The following is a 16,387-nucleotide window of genomic DNA, read 5'->3' as shown; positions in this document are numbered from 1 at the left end:
GATTCCCTCAGTATGGCGCGACGGCCCGCACGTGCCGGTGCGGCCGCGGCTGAGGCGGCCGATTCAGCCCGTAAGCGAAACGAGGATTGCGACCGCAGAACAGCAGCCGGCCCGACACGCTGGCCTGGCATTGCTCGTAGGTGCTGTAGGCGCATTCGCCGGGATAGTCGTACTCGCCGCCCTGAGCACACCAGGGATAATCGCGGGCCGCGGTCGGCGTAAGGCCGGCAAAGGCTGGCAGACAGATGGCGGCCAGCGCCGCCAGAGCGCATTGAATCCTGCTCACGAGCCGTCCTTCAGTGCAACGAGGATAGAGCGTCCCCGTTTGCCAGGTCGCGTCAAGTCACTTTCTCCGGATCGTGGAGCCAGTCGCCTCCCTAATAGGGCGCGTAGTAATCATGCCGATGCCGGCGCACCGGCCGCTGCTGGTTGTACGCCGCGCGCGGATTGATCCCGCAGGTCAGCAGGCGCCCGGACACGCTCGCCTGACATTGTTGCAGGGTCCGGTAGGCGCATTCACCGGGGTAACCGTAGCCTCTTCCCTGGGCACACCAGGGATAATCATAGGCCGCGGCTGGATCGGTGCCGGCGAGGCTGCCGACTCCCAATCCAGCCAGTGCGATCATTGCGAGCATTGCCTTGCGCATCTGCGTGCTCCTTGCCGGACGCTCCACGAATGAAGTCTCCTCCGGAGAACGCCGGCAAGGCCGCCAGGTTGCTATCCGGCCTACTCGACCTTCAAGCCCGCGAACTCGACGACCTTCCGCCACTTCTCGGTCTCGGCCTTGATCTCCGCGCCGAACGCCTCGGGCGTCTGCGCCCGCGGCTCGCCGCCGAGCTCCACCAGACGCTTGGCCATGTCGGGCTCCTTGATCACCGCGTTGACCTCGGCATTGAGCTTGGCGATGATCTCCTTCGGCGTGTTCTTCGGCGCCCCCATGCCGAACAGCGCGCTCGCCTCGTAGCCCTTCACGGTGTCGGCGATCGGCTGCACGTCGGGCAGCTGCGGCGAGCGTTCCGTGGTGGTGACGCCGATGGCGCGCAACGCGCCGGAGCGGACGTGCTGGATGACCGACGGCATGTTGTCGAAGATCACCTGCACTTGGCCGGCGAGCATGTCGGTGAGCGCGGGAGCGGCGCCGCGATAGGGCACGTGCTGCATCTTGCAGCCGGTCATGGCCATGAACATCTCGCCGGACAGATGCACCGAGGTGCCGTTGCCGGACGAGGCCATGTTCACCTTGCCGGGGTTGGCCTTCACGTACTCGATGAACTCGGCGACAGTCTTCGCCGGCACGTCCTTGTTCACGGTCATCACGTTCGGCACGCGCTGGAACGAGGCGACCGGCGCCATATCCTGCACGAAGTTGAACTTGAGGTTCTTGTAGAGCGAGGCGTTGATGTAGTTGGCGGGGTTGACCAGCTGCAGCGTGTAGCCGTCCGGCTCGGCGTTGATGACCGATTCGGTCGCGATATTGTTCCCGGCGCCAGGCTTGTTCTCGACCACGAATTGCTGGCCGAGCCTTTCCGAGAGCCGCTGGCCGATCAGCCGCGCCAGGATGTCGGTGGCCCCGCCCGGCGGATAGCCGACCACCCATTTCACCGGACGGGCCGGATAATCGGCGGCCAGGGCCTTCGACAGCGGGGTGGCTGCAAGCGGACTGGCGGCAAGCAGGCCCAGCGCGGTACGGCGAGTGATCATCTCGAGGGTTCTCCCAGTGTTGTTCTTGAAGGCCGATTGGCTTGAAGGTCGCGTCGATGCGGTTGTAACAAAGCTCGCCGCGGGCGGAAAGTGCGCGCGGGCGCGTCATGACGAAAGGATGAGACATGCCGATCAAGGTTCATGCCCTGGATCATCTCGTGATCAATGTCAGCGATGTCGCGGTGACCGCTGAGTGGTACCGCAAGATTCTCGGCATGGAAGTCAAGCTGTTCGACCCCGGCGGCGGCAAAGCGCCGCGCACTTTCCTCGAGTTCGGTAACCAGAGGATCAACGTCCGGCAACGCGATGCCGACAAGGTGGACTGGTTCACCGCCGGCCACCCGACTGCCGGCAGCGAGGATCTGTGCTTCCTCACCTCCGCGACACCGGATGAGGTGGTGGCGCATTTGCAGGCACATGGCGTTGCGATCGAGGCCGGGCCGGGCCCGAGGCAAGGCGCCCGCGGCACGCTGCGCTCGGTCTATTGCCGCGATCCGGATGGCAGCTTGATCGAGATATCGTCATACGAGGGTTGAGGCACTCTGGCGCCACCCACCGTCATTGCGAGCGTAGCGAAGCAATCCAGACTGTCTTCGCTGAGCGAGGCTGGATTGCTTCGTCGCAAGGGCTCCTCGCAATGACGGGGGAGATAGGGTGTGCCCCGCGATTGCGCCCCGGGCCATCCGGTGGCAGGAAGACGCAATAATCGATAGACAGCCCGCAGCAAGATGCAGGGCCGCACCGGGAGGAGCCATGCCAGTTCAACAGACCGCCGCCGGAATCGTGAGCCCGTTCGACGGGCTCGACGTGCCCTGGCTGCTCAAGCTGCGCGCCGAGGTCCGGCGTGATCATCCGTTCCTGATCTGGGCTCCGTTCGACGCGCCGGCGCGACGCTGGAGCTACGGCGAATTTCACGAGCGGGTCGGTGCGCTCGCGGCGGGGCTGGCCAGGCGCGGCGTCAATCCGGGCCAATACGTGCTCATTCATCTCGACAATTGCATCGAGGCGATGCTGGCCTGGTTTGCCTGTGTCGAATTAGGGGCGATCGCGGTCACCACCAACACGCGGTCGGCGCCGGCCGAGATCGAGTACTTTGCCGATCATTGCGGCGCGGTCGCCGCGATCACGCAGCCGTCCTATGCGGACCTCGTTGCGCAGAACTGCCGCAACATCCGATGGATGGCGGTGATCGCGCATGACGCAGGCGCTGCGCCGGCGCAAGCGGTCTCGCGCGGTGACAGTTTCGAATCCCTGTTCGCCGACAGCGCCGACCGACCCAGGCGCGCGACTGATCCGCTGGCGCCGTGCAGCGTGCAATACACGTCGGGAACGACGTCGCGGCCGAAGGCGGTGCTGTGGACCCATGCCAATGCGCTGTGGGGCGCCAAGATCAATGCCGCGCATGAGGATCTGCATGCGAGCGACGTGCACCAGACCTATCTGCCGCTGTTCCACACCAATGCGCTGGCCTATTCCATGCTGGCGACGCTGTGGGTCGGGGCGACTTGCGTGATCCAACCGCGCTTCTCCGCCAGCCGGTTCTGGAGCGTCGCGCGCGAGCACGGCGCGACCTGGACCTCCACGATTCCGTTCTGCATGAAAGCGCTGCTCGAGCAGGAGATCCCGAACGACCACAAGTTCCGGCTGTGGGGCACGGCGATCAACGAGCCGCCGGCCTTCGCCGCCTTCGGCATCAAGATGATCGGCTGGTGGGGCATGACCGAAACCATCACCCACGGCATCGTCGGCGAGATCGACCAGCCCAACATCCCGATGTCGATCGGCCGGGCCGCGCCGGAATATCAGATCCGCATCACCGACGACGACGGCCGGCCGACGGAAGTCGGCGGCACCGGCAATCTCGCGATCAAGGGAATTCCCGGTCTGTCGCTGTTCGCCGAGTACCTGCACAACGAGAAGGCGACGCGCGAGAGCTTTGACGAGCACGGCTTCTTCCTCACGGGCGATCGGGTCGAGCGGCTTCAGAACGGCTTCATCAAGTTCGGCGACCGCGCCAAGGACATGCTGAAGGTCGGCGGCGAGAACGTCGCGGCCTCCGAGATCGAGCAGGTGATCGCGGTGGTGCCTGGCGTGCGCGAGGCGGCCGTGGTGGCGAAGACGCATCCGATGCTGGACGAGGTGCCTGTCGTCTTCATCATCCCGCAGGGCGGCGTCGCGGGCGCTGCGCCGGATCTGCATGATCGTGTGATGGCGGCCTGCCGCGCAGGCCTCGCCGACTTCAAGGTGCCGCGCGAGATCAGGCTCGTCGACGACATGCCCCGTTCCACGCTGGAGAAGGTGGCGAAGGCGGAGCTTCGGAAGATGCTGGGGTAGCCACAGTCGTTCCGGGGCGATGCGAAGCATCGAACCCGGAACCTCGAGATTCCGGGTTCGCGCTTCGTGCGCCCCGGAATGACGGATTAGATTGTCAGAACGATCCCAGTGCCACCGGCCGGAACGCCTGCAGCAGCTGCTGATCGAGCTTGCCGCCCATGCCTTCCATCATCGTGAAGGCGCGAGAGTGGGTGAAGGGCATGCGGTAGGCGCGCTTCTCCACCAGCGCGGCGTAGATATCGACGATCGTGGTGAGGCGCACGATGTCGCTGATCTGGTTCGACGACAGGCCGTTCGGATAGCCGGAGCCGTCGAGGAATTCGTGATGATGCAGCACGACGTCGAGCATTTCCGGCGGGAAACCGCCTTGCTCGGCAAGCGCCTCATAGCCGCGCCGCGGATGCTGGCGGACCTCGGCCATCTCCTCGTCGGTGAGCTTGCCCGGCTTGTCGAGCAGCCAGGCCGGAACGAAGGCCTTGCCGACATCGTGCAGCAGCGCGGCGCGGGTCAGGCGGCGCTGGTCGTCCTCGCGCATGCCGAGATGCTGGGCGAAGGCGACCGCGAAGCCGGTGACGAACAGGCAATGACGATAGCTGCCGACATGGTGGCAACCGACCGTGGTGAGCCATTCGCGCAGCGAGGAATGCTTGATCGCCTTCAGGATCTTGCTCTCGGCTGCAATGACGTCGTCGAAGGTCAGCGGCACCCCGAGCGGCAGCTTCTCGAACATCTTGGTGAGCACCGCGTGCGCCGCCTCGACGCCGCGGTTGAGCGTCTTGCCGCGATCGGTCGCGTCATAGGCGGCGGTGTCCGGGAAGGCGGCGCGAATGCGCTGCAGGATGGCCTCGGCCTGAAGCGGCCGCGAGATGGTATCGGTGGCCCCCAGCGCCCAGGCCTGCATGGTGCCATGATGCAGGGCGTCCGCGAGCACGAACAGCCGCGGCATCGAACGGTAGGCATCGCCGCGCAGCTTGTTGCGAACCCGCTGCACGCTATCGGGCGAGCGCAGGTTGATGTCGACGACGAGGCCGGAGAGATCGCGCGCCGGCTGGGCGGGGATGTCTTCCGTCTTCACCGTGGAGACGTCGCCGACCGCCGTCAGAATGCTGGCGAGCTCGCTGCTTCCGTCGCTGCGATCGGAGGCGAGAAGAAGCCGACGTTTGGCGGCGGGTTTGGCTGCGGCGTTCATGACTTCCCCAAGGCACGGGACGGGATTTGCCAGCAGCCTAAGACGGATCAGGTTCTCCGGGTCTTAAGAGGCGTGCTCAATGGAACCTTGGGGGATTGTGCTCAATTTTAGGGAATTCTGGTCCCGCAGCAGGGGGTCCGAACCAAGGCGCGAAAACAACCCCATGCACAGTAGAACTGGCACTGATAACAAAGGGGAATTTTGGATGCTCTCGGCACACCCTCCGCTGTCGTCGCCCGGCTTGACCGGGCGACCCAGTACGCCGAGCTGGCACGGCTGGACCCGAAAGGCCGCGGCGTACTGGATGCCCCGCTTTCGCGGAGCATGACAGTGAGGGTGGGACTGTCACCGCGCCAAAGAACAATCCGCCGGAGGTTGGCCCTCCGGCGGATCGTCTCAAGCAGCCTTCATCAGCCTTACGCCCTCATGCTCGCCTTCACCGCCTCTGCCGTGATCGGCAGCGCCCGGACGCGGGCGCCTGAGGCGTTGAAGATGGCGTTGCCGATGGCGGGGGCGACCACCGTCACCGCGGGCTCGCCGACCCCGGTTGCCTTCTCGCCGTTGGCGATCACGGCCACCGCGATCTCGGGCGTCTGGCTCATGCGCAAGGGCGTATAGCCATCGAAATTGGTCTGCTCGATGCCACCGTCCTTGAGCGTCGCTTTCTCGTACATCGCCAGCGACAGGCCCCACAGCGCCGCGCCCTCGACCTGGGCGCGGATGTTGTCGGGATGCACCTGGGTGCCGACGTCGGTTGCGACCGTGAGCTTCTTCACGGTCACCGCGCCCGACGGCGCGACAGCGACATGGGCGACGCAGGCCGTCCAGCTCGCGCTGGCGCGCTCCTGCGACGACACGCAGGCAACGCCCATGCCCTCGCCTTTCGGCAATTGCCTAGTGCCGTAGCCCGACAGCCCCATCGCGGCGAGCAGCGTGTTGCGCAGCCGCTGCGCGCCGCCGTCGTTCTTGCCGGCGCCGTCGAGCAGCGAGATGCGGAATTGCGCCGGATCCTTGCCGGTCGCGGCCGCGATCTCGTCGATCATGCTTTCGACCGCCCAGAAGGTCCAGCCCGGCGCCACCGACCTGAGCTGGCCGGACGGCGTGGCGTTGTGCGCGAGTTCGTTCTTGATCGCGCGCACATAATGGTTGGGCACGGTGTAGAAGAAGTCCGCCCCGTTCACCGTGAAGGAATCAAGCGGCCCCTTCTTGTCGACCGAGGGCGTCAGGAAATCGGGGATTCCCCAGCGCGCGGTCGGCCAGGCCGAGACCACGTCGTGGCTGATCGCAATGAGCTTGCCGTCGCCGTCCACGCCGGCCTTGACCTTCTGGTAGGTGAGCGGACGCGAGAAATCCATCGTCATGTCGTTCTCGCGCGAGTAGATCACCTTGACCGGCTTGCCGACCGCATTGGCCGCCTGCACGGCGGGAATCATCATGTCGGCATCGAGACGCCGGCCGAAGCCGCCGCCAAGCCAATGCTGATGCATGACCACGAACTTCGGATCGATCCCGGCCGCACCTGCGGCGATCGCGCCGGAGCGCGTCGCGAACTGGTTGCCGGAATAGACGTGCAGGATGTCGCCCCTGAACTCCGCGGTGGCGTTCATCGGCTCCAGCGGCGCGTGGATGTTGATGCTGGTGGTGTACTCGGCCTCCACCACCTTGGCCGCCGACCCGAAGGCTGCATTGGGATCGCCGTCCTTGACGAAGAACTGGCCGGAATCCTCGAGCTTCTGAAGCCGCTTGGCTTCGTCGAGCAGTGACTGGCTCGACACCTTGGCGTTCGGACCCGCGTCATAGGCGATCTTCAGCGCCTGCGCCGCCTTCCTGGCGTTGGCGTAGGTGCTGGCGACGGCGACGACCCATCCCGACGTCGTGCCGGTCTTGTCGTCGAGCGTGACTGCCTTGATGAAGCCCGGCACCTTCTTCGCCGCGCTGTCGTCGACCGATTTCACGGTGGCGCCGAACCGCACCGGCGGCGTGACCAACGCGCCATAGGCCATGCCGGGCAGCATCACATCGATGCCGTACTTGGCCGTGCCGTTGGTCTTGGAGGGAATATCAAGCTGCGGCACCGAGACGCCGATCATGGTGTATTGGTCGGGCGTCTTCAGCTTGATCGCCTTCAGCTCATCGGGCGTGAAGGTCTTGGTCGCCTTGCCGCTCTTGACGATCTCGGCGAACGACATCTGCTTCTTCGATTTCGGATGCACGATCATGGAATCGCGCACCACGAGCTCCGACGCCGGCACGCCCATTGCGGCGGCCGCACCTTCCGTCAGTGCCATGCGGCCGGCGGCGCCCGCGCGGCTCATGGCATCAAAATTCATCATGGTCGACCAGCTGCCGCCGGTGATCTGCGCGCCCAGGACGGGATCGTTGAACTTGGGGTCGTTGGAGGCGAGCGATACGCGCATGTCGCTCCATTTCGCGCCCAGCTCCTCGCAGACGAGCTGCGCCATGGTGGAGGCGATGTGCTGGCCCATATCGGCCTTGCCGCAGGTCACGGTGACGAGACCGTCCGGCGAGATCGCGTACCACACGCTCGGCTCGAAACTGGCCGGTGCCGCGGCAGCCGCAGCATCGATGCCGGGCAGCGCGGCATAGCCGAGCACGAGGGCGGTCGCGGCGGTGCCGACCAGGAAGGAGCGGCGGCTGAGATCGGTCGTCGCGGGGACGACGTTCTTCACGTGCTCGTTCATGTGGGCCTCCGCTCGCCGGAGGTGGCGGACGCGGTACGCATCTCGGATGCGGCGCGCATGATCGCCTTCTGGATCCGCGAATAGGTCATGCAGCGGCAGAGATTGCCGTCCATATGCGCGACCACTTCCTCCTTGGTCGGGTTGGGATTCCTGGCGAGCAGCGAGGCTGCCTGCATGATCTGCCCGGACTGGCAATAGCCGCATTGCGGTACCTGCTCGGCGATCCACGCCTTCTGCAAGGGATGATCGCCCTTGGCGGAAAGGCCTTCGATGGTGGTGATCTTCTTGCCGGCGACGTCGCCGACCATGGTCTGGCACGAGCGCACGGCTTCGCCGTTGACGTGCACGGTGCAGGCCCCGCACAGCCCGGCACCGCAGCCGAACTTGGTGCCGGTCATCTGCAATTGCTCGCGGATCGCCCAGAGGAGCGGCGTGTCGTTCGCCGCATCCACGGACAGACTCCGCCCGTTGATGGTGAGTGTTGGCATAGGCGTCTTCCCCTGCCGGTGCATGAAGCCGCTTACGGCGGCGACTTGTACGGCGGACGCCCACCGGGCTGGCGTCAGCCTTGCCCGCGAGAATGATCGCGTTCAGGCGCGGAGGCAAATGCAAATTGGAACGAGTCGAAAGCAACGCGGCGCGGACAGGTTGTGCATTGCAAGAGCGGGGCTTGATGCAGCGACTGGACGCAACAGAGAGCGTTGGCGAACATGCGTGCCATCGTATCGAGGCAGTTTCTTTGAGGTAACTTGGCGCGTTAGAGTACAACCGCCGCCGCGGGCACGTCCCTTCTCCCCTTGTGGGAGAAGGTCCAGCGGTGTCGCGGCGAGAAAAGAAGGGCGGAAGCAATGCCGAGGATCGATCGGGACGGCGTCGGAATCCACTACGAGGTTCATGGCGAGGGGCCACCGCTGCTGCTGACCCATGGCTATTCCTCGACATCGGCGATGTGGCATGAGCAGATCGAGGCGCTCGCGAAAGACCACAGGCTGATCTTGTGGGACATGCGCGGACACGGCCAGTCCGATTATCCCGACGATCCCGGCGCGTACAGCGAAGCGCTCACGGTCGGCGACATGGCGGCGATCCTCGATGCGGTCGGCGCAGAGCGCGCCATCATCGGCGGACTCTCGCTCGGCGGTTACATGTCGCTGGCGTTCTACCGCGCGCATCCGGAGCGCACCCGCGCGCTCTTGATCATCGACACCGGCCCCGGTTTCAAGAAGGACGACGCACGCGAGACCTGGAACGCAAGGGCACTTGCCACTGCCGACAGGCTCGATCGCGAAGGTCTCGATGTCCTGAAGGCGGCGACGCGCGAGCGCGCCACCGCCAGCCATCGCGACGCCAAGGGTCTCGCGCTCGCTGCGCGCGGCATGCTGACCCAGCGCGATGCGCGCGTGATCGAGCTGCTCCCCGACATCAAGGTGCCCTCCCTGATCGTGGTCGGCGCCGACGACACGCCGTTCCTCGCGGCGTCCGACTACATGGCGGCCAAGATCCCCGGCGCACAAAAGGTCGTGATCCCCGCGGCCGGGCACGCCGTCAACATCGACCAGCCCCAGGCTTTTGTTGACGCGGTCGTGCCTTTCCTGAAGAACTTGCCGGCATAGGTCGATCAAGCAAGGGCATTGGCGATGAAGCGGGCGATACTGGCAGCGGGCGCGACGTTGCTGTCGATATCTGCGCAGGCCGAACCGTTCGGCGCCATGCCGCCGCGCCAGCCCTTCGTCACGACCTTGTCGAACAACACGCCGCTCGCCTTCGGCATGGATGCCGGAGAGACCGCGCGTGCCCTCGGCCAGCCCCTGCAATATGTGCGTGGCCGTCCCGGCAACGAAATCTATCTCGCGCTGCGCAACATCGGCGGCAGCGGATTGCTTCCCCACCGCCACCGCCTGTTCCTGCAGTTCCGTCATGGACGGCTGGCAGGATGGAAGGAGGATTACGGTGAGAACTGGATGTGGGAGTGAGGTGCCGCCCCTCATCTGAGGAGCTTGCGCAGCAAGCGTCTCGATGATGAAGGCCCGGCTCTGCCGTCTCGGCCTTACATCCTTCGAGACGCGCGCAGGTGCGCGCTCCTCAGGATGAGGGGAAAGAGACAGGTTCGTAACAACTGGAAGGATACCCCGTGGGACAGGACATCAAGCTGACGGCCTCCGACAATTTCCAGCTCGGCGCCTATCGCGCTGATCCCGCAGGCAGCGCGAAGGGCGCCGTCGTGGTGATCCAGGAGATCTTCGGGGTCAATCACCACATCCGCTCGGTCTGCGACCGCCTCGCCAAGGAGGGCTATGTCGCGATCGCACCGTCGATCTTCGACCGGACGTCGCCGAACTTCCAGTCGGGCTATTCGCCCGACGAGATTGCGGAGGCCCGCAAGTTCGTCGCCAATCCGGACTGGGCCGCGATGCTGCGCGACACGCAAGCCGCGATCGATGCCGCGAGGAGCGTCGGCCCCGTCGGCATCATCGGCTTCTGTCTCGGCGGCAGCATCGCCTTCCTCGCGGCAACGCGGCTCTCGGGGCTGAAGGCCGCGATCGGTTATTACGGCGGCGCGGTGGTGCGCTTTGCCGACGAGACGCCGAAGGCGCCGACGCAGCTGCACTTCGGCGAGAAGGATGCCGGCATCCCCTTGACCGACGTGGAGACCATCAAGTCGAAGCGGCCGGATGTGGAGGTCTTCGTCTATCCGGGTGCCCAGCACGGCTTCCATTGCGACGAGCGCGCCAGCTACGACAAGGCCAGCGCCGACGTCGCCTGGCCGCGCAGCATGGCGTTCTTCGCGAAGCATTTGAGATAGGCGGACACGCTCGCTCCGGCCGTCATTCCGGGGCGTGCGCAGCGCGACCGCGGAATGACGAAGGTGACAGGCGATCTGAAACCTTAAAACCAGCGCTCGCCGACGAACACGGTGTCGCCGGGGGCGAGGGGCGTGCCGAGCGGCACCACGGCGCGCATCGAGGCGCCGTTCTCGCTGTGCGTGACGGTGACCATGTCGCGCTTGGCGCGCGGCGAGAAGCCGCCGGCGATGGCGACCGCACTCTCGACGGTCATGTTCGGCACGTAAGGATACTGGCCGGGCGCGAGGACCTCGCCGAGGATAAAGAAGGGACGATAGGTCTCGATCTCCACCGCTACCGAAGGCTCGCGGATGTAGCCGTTGCGCAGGCGCGCGGCGATCTCGCCGGCCAGCCCCGCCGTGGTGCGGCCGCGCGCCGGCACCGCGCCGATCAGCGGCATGGTGATGGAGCCGCCGGCGTCGATCGCATAGCTGTTGGTGAGACCTTCCTGGCCGTAGACGACGACGCGAAGCTTGTCGCCGGCGTCGAGATGATAGGATGCGCCTTGGCGCACCGTCATGGGCGCGGAGTAGCCGACCGGCATGGGTGCGGGCGAAGCTGCAAAGGAGTTGCTCAGCGCCGCGATGGCGCCACCGCCGTTGTTGGCAACGACGACCGGCTGCGGCGCATTGTAAGGCTGGCCATAGGCCATGGAGTCGAGATCGGGACGCGGCTGCATCACCGCGACGGGACCGGTCGTCTGCACGCAGCCGCCAAGGGCAAGCGCGGCGGACGCTGCCAAGGACGCCAAGTTCGACCATCGAAACGCGCGTGCAACCGGCACCGGACCTATCCCTCGAAACGAGACAGCTTCAGTGATGCACCGGTTATGGTTAATAAAGCGTTGAGTGAGGCTGCTCTGCAAGCAGGGCGGTGCGCCCCTCTCCCGCTTGCGGGAGAGGGTTGGGGAAAGGGCATCTCCCCAAAGGGACTATCCCCTGGAGGAAAGAACCCTCACCCGCATTGCATCTCACGATGCGATGCGACCTCTCCCGCAAGCGGGAGAGGTGCGGCGAGCCCGGAGCCGACTTACGCGCTCACACCGACGCCAATCGGGCAGGACACACCGGTGCCGCCCAGGCCGCAATAGCCGGCCGGATTCTTCGCCAGATATTGCTGGTGATAGTCCTCGGCGAAGTAGAACGCGCCTGCGGGCGCGATATCGGTCGTGATGGCACCAAGGCCTTTTGCAGCAAGCGCCTTCTGGTAGAGCGCCTTGGATTCCTCGGCCGCTTTCTTCTGTGCATCTGAATAGGTGTAGATCGCGCTTCGATATTGCGTTCCGATATCGTTGCCCTGACGCATGCCCTGCGTCGGATTGTGGCTCTCCCAGAACGTCTTCAGGAGCTTGTCGTAGGAGATCTTATTCGGATCGAACACGACCAGCACCACTTCGGTATGAGCGGTGCGGCCCGAGCAGACTTCCTCATAGGTCGGGTTCGGCGTGTGACCGCCGGCGTAGCCGACGGCAGTCACGTGGACGCCGTCACCAAGCTCCCAGAACTTGCGCTCGGCGCCCCAGAAGCAGCCGAGCCCGAACACCGCCTGCTCGAGACCGGCCGGATGAGGCGGCTTGAGCTTGGCGCCGTTGACGAAATGGGTGGTCGCGGTGGGGATGGCCTGTGCACGGCCCGGCAGCGCTTCGGTTGCGCTCGGCAATGCGGTGGTCTTGCGCATGAACAGCATGACGGATCTCCGAGACGAGCTGTCCGTCGCGTGAGCCAGACACTCAGGCGGCGCGCTCGCGATCAGGTGGGAATATAGGCATCTACGCAGCAAGGGGCAGCCGTGTTACGCGGCTGCCAGCTCGGAGGGCTCAGTCCCGGCGATAGATTGAGATCAATCCCGGCGGAATTGAAGATCAATCCCGGGAATAGCCGATCAACGGCTTGCGCGGCCGGAACAGGATCATCAGCAGGATGCCGAGAATGCCTAGGACGGCGAAGACCGGCTGATCCAGCACGAGGCGGATCACCGAGGTCCATAGCCAGGGCGCCTTGGCCTCGACCCAGGTGCGGAATGCCGCCTGGCTGGCCTGATTGATGTCGTTCCAGAACTGGCCGAACCGGGTGAACTGGAGGGTCTGGTCGGCCACCCAGCGGGCGCCATCATAGACCATGAAGATGAACCCGCCGGCGAGCAGCAAGAGCCCAATCAGTCGGAAAAAGCCGCGGATCATGCCTCACCTGCGATGGTCGTCCGATCGGACAACCTTTTCGGAACGTTGCCAGCCAATAACCGGGCGACGGCAGAAATTCAACCTCTTCAGGGCGTTAGGGCGCGCGCCAAGCCGCCAAAGGCAGGATTTCCAGCTCCCGAAAGCGTTGACGGTGCCGAAGACCCTGACTATAAGGGCGCCGACTGGCGGTGGGCGCAATCCTGCCGCCGCTGTTCTTTGAGCAGTTGCAGGCGCCTTGAGCTTCAAGACTCTCTTGGGCTTGAAACTCTTTGGAGCCTCAGAGACAGCCGCAAGGCCGTCGCTCATGTTCCGGGAACGGCCCAGCAACCGAACACCCTAAATCCGAGCGTCGATTACGCGGTCAAGCAAGCCGGCGCTACCCGACCAAGACGCGACCGGTACCCGCAAAGGACATTGAGACCATGGCCAATACCACTTCCGCCAAGAAGGCGACGCGCAAGATCGCCCGCCGCACCGCCGTCAACAAGTCGCGCCGCACCCAGATGCGCGGTGCCGTGCGCACCGTCGAGGAAGCCATCAAGAGCGGCGATCGCGCCGCTGCCGTGAAGGCACTCGCGACTGCCGAACCCGCCTTGATGCGCGCCGCCCAGCGCAACATCATTCACAAGAACAACGCCAGCCGCAAAGTCTCGCGCCTCACCGCGCAGATCGCCAAGCTCGCGAAGTGATTTCGCCAAATCATCTCGCGGCTCTCATCTGATCGGTCGATCCGGTCAGCGCGTCAAATAGCCCGGCATCGCGCCGGGCTTTTTTGTTGACTGTCATATGCAGGCAAGCAGTCGCGCCAGGCCTGATGCTCGCTTGGGCGATTTGCTGCGTTATTCTTCTTCCGTACTTCTACCTGCCGACATTCTGCAACAGTGGAAACTTCACTGCGTTGCAAAACCCCTGTGCTGCGAGCTCGAATTGAAGCGGCGGCCGACGAGAGTTCTGCACACCGTGAATTCACCGGAACGCGTGTGGCGCTGGAGTTACCCTGCAAAACGAGTCTCGAAAACCGATGACTCAATAATCACTTATCAACATAGCAGCGACAAGCACTTGGAAAATACGTCCGCACGTCGGGCGCGTGACGGTTTTTTGAAAAAAAGTCGGCGGTGACTGAGAATTGTCACACGATGCGCGGCCTTCTCGATTCTGTGCACGGATTCAAAAACATACCTTGCGGCCTGTGAACAACTCGCGCGCGGCGTTAACCGACGTCAAGTTTTTTTGGTGGCTCAACAGTGAATCAATTCGTTGCGAGTCTTTCCGCTTAGTGTATTCCTTAGGTCGTCAGCGGCGCCCACGATCTTCAGACCAGCGCGGTTTAGGAAACGGGGCGAGCGTGCAAATCGGCGGCGGTGTGCACGTAGGCGACGCTTCAACAAGCGATGGCGGTTCAAAACCCATAGCAATATGGGAATGGTAGCTCTTTGTCTGAATGTCTCCAAGCGGGATCTTCCCGCTCGCGCCAAGCGCGCACAGGAGAGACATCGCAACGCTACCCCGGCACGCAAGGCGGCGAAGCCGAGCGGACGACTAGTACATTGGGCAGGCATCCGCGACAGGAGTACGGCGCGGTTGTCTTCAGGACACGCAGGACCTTGTCGTGAGTGATCACGGCAGGACGGGGAGGTATCATGTCTTACGGACTCAACGCGGTATTGAAGCACGTTTCCTATTCCAACGATGCCGTTCCAGCTCCGTCTGATCTCCAGCCTCCCGCGTGCGACGGAGCGCCGAGTACGCGCTGACCTCGCGACCCCTCCATCTCCGACATCGCTGATTTGACCCGCGGCGCTCGCGCCGAACGGTCGAGCCATGCCAGACGATGGAATCGCTCGAGGTCGCGCCAGTTCAGGGCCGTGGCAGGGACCCTGCATGGCGCTCACAACGCAACTATATCTCTCAAGAGAAGTTTTCTGACGATGACAATGGAACAGGATCGCTGGTCACGCGTGAAGGGTCGGCTGCGCTCGAGCGTTGGCGAGGACGTGTACACGAGCTGGTTTGCACGCATGGATCTGGAAGGCGTGCAGGACGAGAGCGTGCGGCTCTCGGTACCGACGCGGTTCCTGAAGAGCTGGATCCAGGCCCATTATGCCGAGCGCGTGCTGTCGTGCTGGCAGGCCGAGATGCCGGAGGTGCATCGCATCGACCTGACGGTCCGATCCGCCGTGCGCCCGGCCGCGCAGCCGAAGGAAACGCCGGCGCCGATCGAAGCACGCCGCGCGCCGACGCCGGAATTGCGCTCGACCGCGACCGCGCCGGTCTCGGCCAACCACGACGCGCTCGGCGGCTCGCCGCTCGATCCGCGCCTGACCTTCGCGAGCTTCGTCGTCGGCCGCTCCAACACGCTGGCGCATGCCGCAGCCCGCCAGGTCGCCGAAGGGCGCCGCGGCGATCCCGTCATGTTCAACCCGCTCTACATCCATGCCGGCGTCGGCCTCGGCAAGACGCATCTGCTCCAGGCGGTGACCTGGGCCGGCAATTCCGGCAGCGAGCGCAAGGTGCTTTATCTCACGGCCGAAAAATTCATGTACGGCTTCGTCGCTGCGCTGAAGACGCAGACCGCGCTGGCGTTCAAGGAAGCGTTGCGCGGCATCGACGTGCTCGTGATCGACGATCTCCAGTTCCTGCAGGGCAAGTCGACCCAGGCCGAGTTCTGCCACACGCTGAATGCGCTGATCGACGCCGGCCGCCAGGTCGTGATCGCAGCCGACCGTCCGCCGTCCGATCTCGAAAGCCTCGACGATCGCGTGCGCTCGCGGCTCGCGGGCGGGCTCGTGGTCGAGATGGGCTCGCTCGGCGAGGAGCTGCGCCACGGCATTCTCAAGTCGCGCGTCGCAGCGGCCCGCGCCCATCATGCGACGTTCGAGGTGCCCGAGGAGGTGCTGCTTTATCTGGCGCGCACCATCACCCATAACGGCCGCGACCTCGAAGGCGCGATCAACCGTCTGCTCGCGCATTCCAAGCTCAACAACCGCCCGGTGACGCTTGAAATGGCGGAGCACGAGGTCCGCGACCTGGTCCGGCCGCAGGAGCCCAAGCGGATCAAGATCGAGGACATCCAGCGCGTGGTGGCGCGGCAGTATAATGTGAGCCGCTCCGACCTGCTCTCCTCGCGCCGCACCGCCAACGTGGTCCGCCCGCGCCAGGTGGCGATGTATCTCGCCAAGACGCTGACACTGCGCTCGCTGCCGGAGATCGGCCGCCGCTTCGGCGGACGCGATCACACCACCGTGCTGCATGCGGTGCGCAAGATCGAGGCACTGGTCTCCAAGGATACCGCGCTCTCCGAGGAAGTGGAGTCGCTGAAGCGCCAGCTTCAGGAATAAAGGCCCAGGCTTCCGCCATTCTCCCGCCGCTCCGGCTTGCCCGGGCGGCGGTCTTCGTTCCGGGCGGTAAATCGTGGGGGAACTGCCCTCCATCCCT

Annotated in this window: 16 protein-coding genes; 7 read left to right on the top strand and 9 right to left on the bottom strand. The window is 64.8% G+C overall.

Features of this window, described 5'->3' with window-relative positions:
• Positions 1-7: 7 nt before the first annotated feature.
• The 3 genes from ASG57_RS02970 to ASG57_RS02960 all read right to left on the bottom strand — a co-directional run bounded on the left by ASG57_RS02970 (position 8) and on the right by ASG57_RS02960 (position 1,702).
• A complete protein-coding gene (locus ASG57_RS02970) occupies positions 8-286 on the bottom strand; it encodes a DUF3551 domain-containing protein (RefSeq protein WP_082528881.1) in 279 nt (92 codons plus the stop codon).
• A gap of 91 nt (positions 287-377) precedes the next feature.
• Complete coding sequence (locus tag ASG57_RS02965) at positions 378-647, bottom strand: DUF3551 domain-containing protein (RefSeq protein WP_057195654.1); 270 nt, start codon at positions 645-647, stop codon at positions 378-380.
• 80 nt (positions 648-727) lie between these two features.
• Positions 728-1,702 (bottom strand): Bug family tripartite tricarboxylate transporter substrate binding protein, encoded by a 975-nt coding sequence (locus ASG57_RS02960; RefSeq protein WP_024338494.1) that lies wholly within the window; start codon positions 1,700-1,702, stop codon positions 728-730.
• 125 nt (positions 1,703-1,827) lie between these two features.
• On the opposite strand from ASG57_RS02960, the gene ASG57_RS02955 reads away from it, so the two are divergent.
• On the top strand, positions 1,828-2,238 hold the full coding sequence (locus ASG57_RS02955; RefSeq protein WP_057195653.1) for a VOC family protein: 411 nt from the start codon (positions 1,828-1,830) through the stop codon (positions 2,236-2,238).
• 217 nt (positions 2,239-2,455) lie between these two features.
• Entirely contained in the window at positions 2,456-4,036 is a 1,581-nt protein-coding gene (locus ASG57_RS02950; RefSeq protein WP_057195652.1) for an AMP-binding protein, read from the top strand.
• A gap of 94 nt (positions 4,037-4,130) precedes the next feature.
• Here ASG57_RS02950 and ASG57_RS02945 read toward each other — a convergent pair whose 3' ends face one another.
• The 3 genes from ASG57_RS02945 to ASG57_RS02935 form a co-directional block, all read right to left on the bottom strand.
• Positions 4,131-5,225, bottom strand: coding sequence for an HD-GYP domain-containing protein (locus ASG57_RS02945; protein WP_024338497.1), 1,095 nt, complete (start codon positions 5,223-5,225; stop codon positions 4,131-4,133).
• A 416-nt stretch (positions 5,226-5,641) separates the two neighbouring features.
• Entirely contained in the window at positions 5,642-7,927 is a 2,286-nt protein-coding gene (locus ASG57_RS02940) for a xanthine dehydrogenase family protein molybdopterin-binding subunit (RefSeq protein ID WP_057195651.1), read from the bottom strand.
• A complete protein-coding gene (locus ASG57_RS02935) occupies positions 7,924-8,415 on the bottom strand; it encodes a (2Fe-2S)-binding protein (protein WP_024338499.1) in 492 nt (163 codons plus the stop codon). Before ASG57_RS02935 ends, ASG57_RS02940 begins: the two co-directional genes overlap by 4 nt.
• A gap of 360 nt (positions 8,416-8,775) precedes the next feature.
• Here ASG57_RS02935 and ASG57_RS02930 point away from each other — a divergent pair, with 360 nt between their 5' ends.
• The 3 genes from ASG57_RS02930 to ASG57_RS02920 all read left to right on the top strand — a co-directional run bounded on the left by ASG57_RS02930 (position 8,776) and on the right by ASG57_RS02920 (position 10,730).
• Positions 8,776-9,540 carry an alpha/beta fold hydrolase gene (locus ASG57_RS02930; RefSeq protein WP_057195650.1) on the top strand — a complete coding sequence of 255 codons (765 nt, stop codon included), beginning with the start codon at positions 8,776-8,778 and terminating at the stop codon, positions 9,538-9,540.
• A gap of 24 nt (positions 9,541-9,564) precedes the next feature.
• Positions 9,565-9,900 carry a hypothetical protein gene (locus ASG57_RS02925; RefSeq protein WP_024338501.1) on the top strand — a complete coding sequence of 112 codons (336 nt, stop codon included), beginning with the start codon at positions 9,565-9,567 and terminating at the stop codon, positions 9,898-9,900.
• A gap of 158 nt (positions 9,901-10,058) precedes the next feature.
• On the top strand, positions 10,059-10,730 hold the full coding sequence (locus ASG57_RS02920; protein ID WP_024338502.1) for a dienelactone hydrolase family protein: 672 nt from the start codon (positions 10,059-10,061) through the stop codon (positions 10,728-10,730).
• Positions 10,731-10,813: 83 nt separating this feature from the next.
• Here the strand turns inward: ASG57_RS02920 and ASG57_RS02915 are convergent, their stop codons facing one another.
• The 3 genes from ASG57_RS02915 to ASG57_RS02905 all read right to left on the bottom strand — a co-directional run bounded on the left by ASG57_RS02915 (position 10,814) and on the right by ASG57_RS02905 (position 12,949).
• Complete coding sequence (locus tag ASG57_RS02915) at positions 10,814-11,554, bottom strand: polysaccharide biosynthesis/export family protein (RefSeq protein ID WP_024338503.1); 741 nt, start codon at positions 11,552-11,554, stop codon at positions 10,814-10,816.
• 245 nt (positions 11,555-11,799) lie between these two features.
• Complete coding sequence (gene msrA / locus ASG57_RS02910) at positions 11,800-12,456, bottom strand: peptide-methionine (S)-S-oxide reductase MsrA (protein WP_024338504.1); 657 nt, start codon at positions 12,454-12,456, stop codon at positions 11,800-11,802.
• Between the two features lie 175 nt (positions 12,457-12,631).
• On the bottom strand, positions 12,632-12,949 hold the full coding sequence (locus ASG57_RS02905; RefSeq protein WP_024338505.1) for a hypothetical protein: 318 nt from the start codon (positions 12,947-12,949) through the stop codon (positions 12,632-12,634).
• A gap of 422 nt (positions 12,950-13,371) precedes the next feature.
• Between ASG57_RS02905 and rpsT the strand changes: the two genes are divergently transcribed.
• A complete protein-coding gene (gene rpsT / locus ASG57_RS02900; protein ID WP_024338506.1) occupies positions 13,372-13,638 on the top strand; it encodes a 30S ribosomal protein S20 in 267 nt (88 codons plus the stop codon).
• A 1,242-nt stretch (positions 13,639-14,880) separates the two neighbouring features.
• A complete protein-coding gene (gene dnaA / locus ASG57_RS02895; RefSeq protein WP_024338507.1) occupies positions 14,881-16,290 on the top strand; it encodes a chromosomal replication initiator protein DnaA in 1,410 nt (469 codons plus the stop codon).
• The last annotated feature ends 97 nt before the right edge of the window (positions 16,291-16,387 follow it).

It is taken from the genome of Bradyrhizobium sp. Leaf396, assembly GCF_001424605.1.
Taxonomy (GTDB): domain Bacteria; phylum Pseudomonadota; class Alphaproteobacteria; order Rhizobiales; family Xanthobacteraceae; genus Bradyrhizobium; species Bradyrhizobium japonicum_C.
This window is presented reverse-complemented; position numbering and strand designations above follow the sequence as displayed.

Excerpts from the sequence above, each read along its gene's own strand:
- ASG57_RS02965 (WP_057195654.1), bottom strand. The coding sequence starts at position 647 with ATGCGCAAGGCAATGCTCGCAATGATCGCACTGGCTGGATTGGGAGTC.
- ASG57_RS02960 (WP_024338494.1), bottom strand. The coding sequence starts at position 1,702 with ATGATCACTCGCCGTACCGCGCTGGGCCTGCTTGCCGCCAGTCCGCTT.
- ASG57_RS02955 (WP_057195653.1), top strand. The coding sequence starts at position 1,828 with ATGCCGATCAAGGTTCATGCCCTGGATCATCTCGTGATCAATGTCAGC.
- ASG57_RS02950 (WP_057195652.1), top strand. The coding sequence starts at position 2,456 with ATGCCAGTTCAACAGACCGCCGCCGGAATCGTGAGCCCGTTCGACGGG.
- ASG57_RS02945 (WP_024338497.1), bottom strand. The coding sequence starts at position 5,225 with ATGAACGCCGCAGCCAAACCCGCCGCCAAACGTCGGCTTCTTCTCGCC.
- ASG57_RS02940 (WP_057195651.1), bottom strand. The coding sequence starts at position 7,927 with ATGAACGAGCACGTGAAGAACGTCGTCCCCGCGACGACCGATCTCAGC.
- ASG57_RS02935 (WP_024338499.1), bottom strand. The coding sequence starts at position 8,415 with ATGCCAACACTCACCATCAACGGGCGGAGTCTGTCCGTGGATGCGGCG.
- ASG57_RS02930 (WP_057195650.1), top strand. The coding sequence starts at position 8,776 with ATGCCGAGGATCGATCGGGACGGCGTCGGAATCCACTACGAGGTTCAT.
- ASG57_RS02925 (WP_024338501.1), top strand. The coding sequence starts at position 9,565 with ATGAAGCGGGCGATACTGGCAGCGGGCGCGACGTTGCTGTCGATATCT.
- msrA (WP_024338504.1), bottom strand. The coding sequence starts at position 12,456 with ATGCTGTTCATGCGCAAGACCACCGCATTGCCGAGCGCAACCGAAGCG.
- ASG57_RS02905 (WP_024338505.1), bottom strand. The coding sequence starts at position 12,949 with ATGATCCGCGGCTTTTTCCGACTGATTGGGCTCTTGCTGCTCGCCGGC.
- rpsT (WP_024338506.1), top strand. The coding sequence starts at position 13,372 with ATGGCCAATACCACTTCCGCCAAGAAGGCGACGCGCAAGATCGCCCGC.
- dnaA (WP_024338507.1), top strand. The coding sequence starts at position 14,881 with ATGACAATGGAACAGGATCGCTGGTCACGCGTGAAGGGTCGGCTGCGC.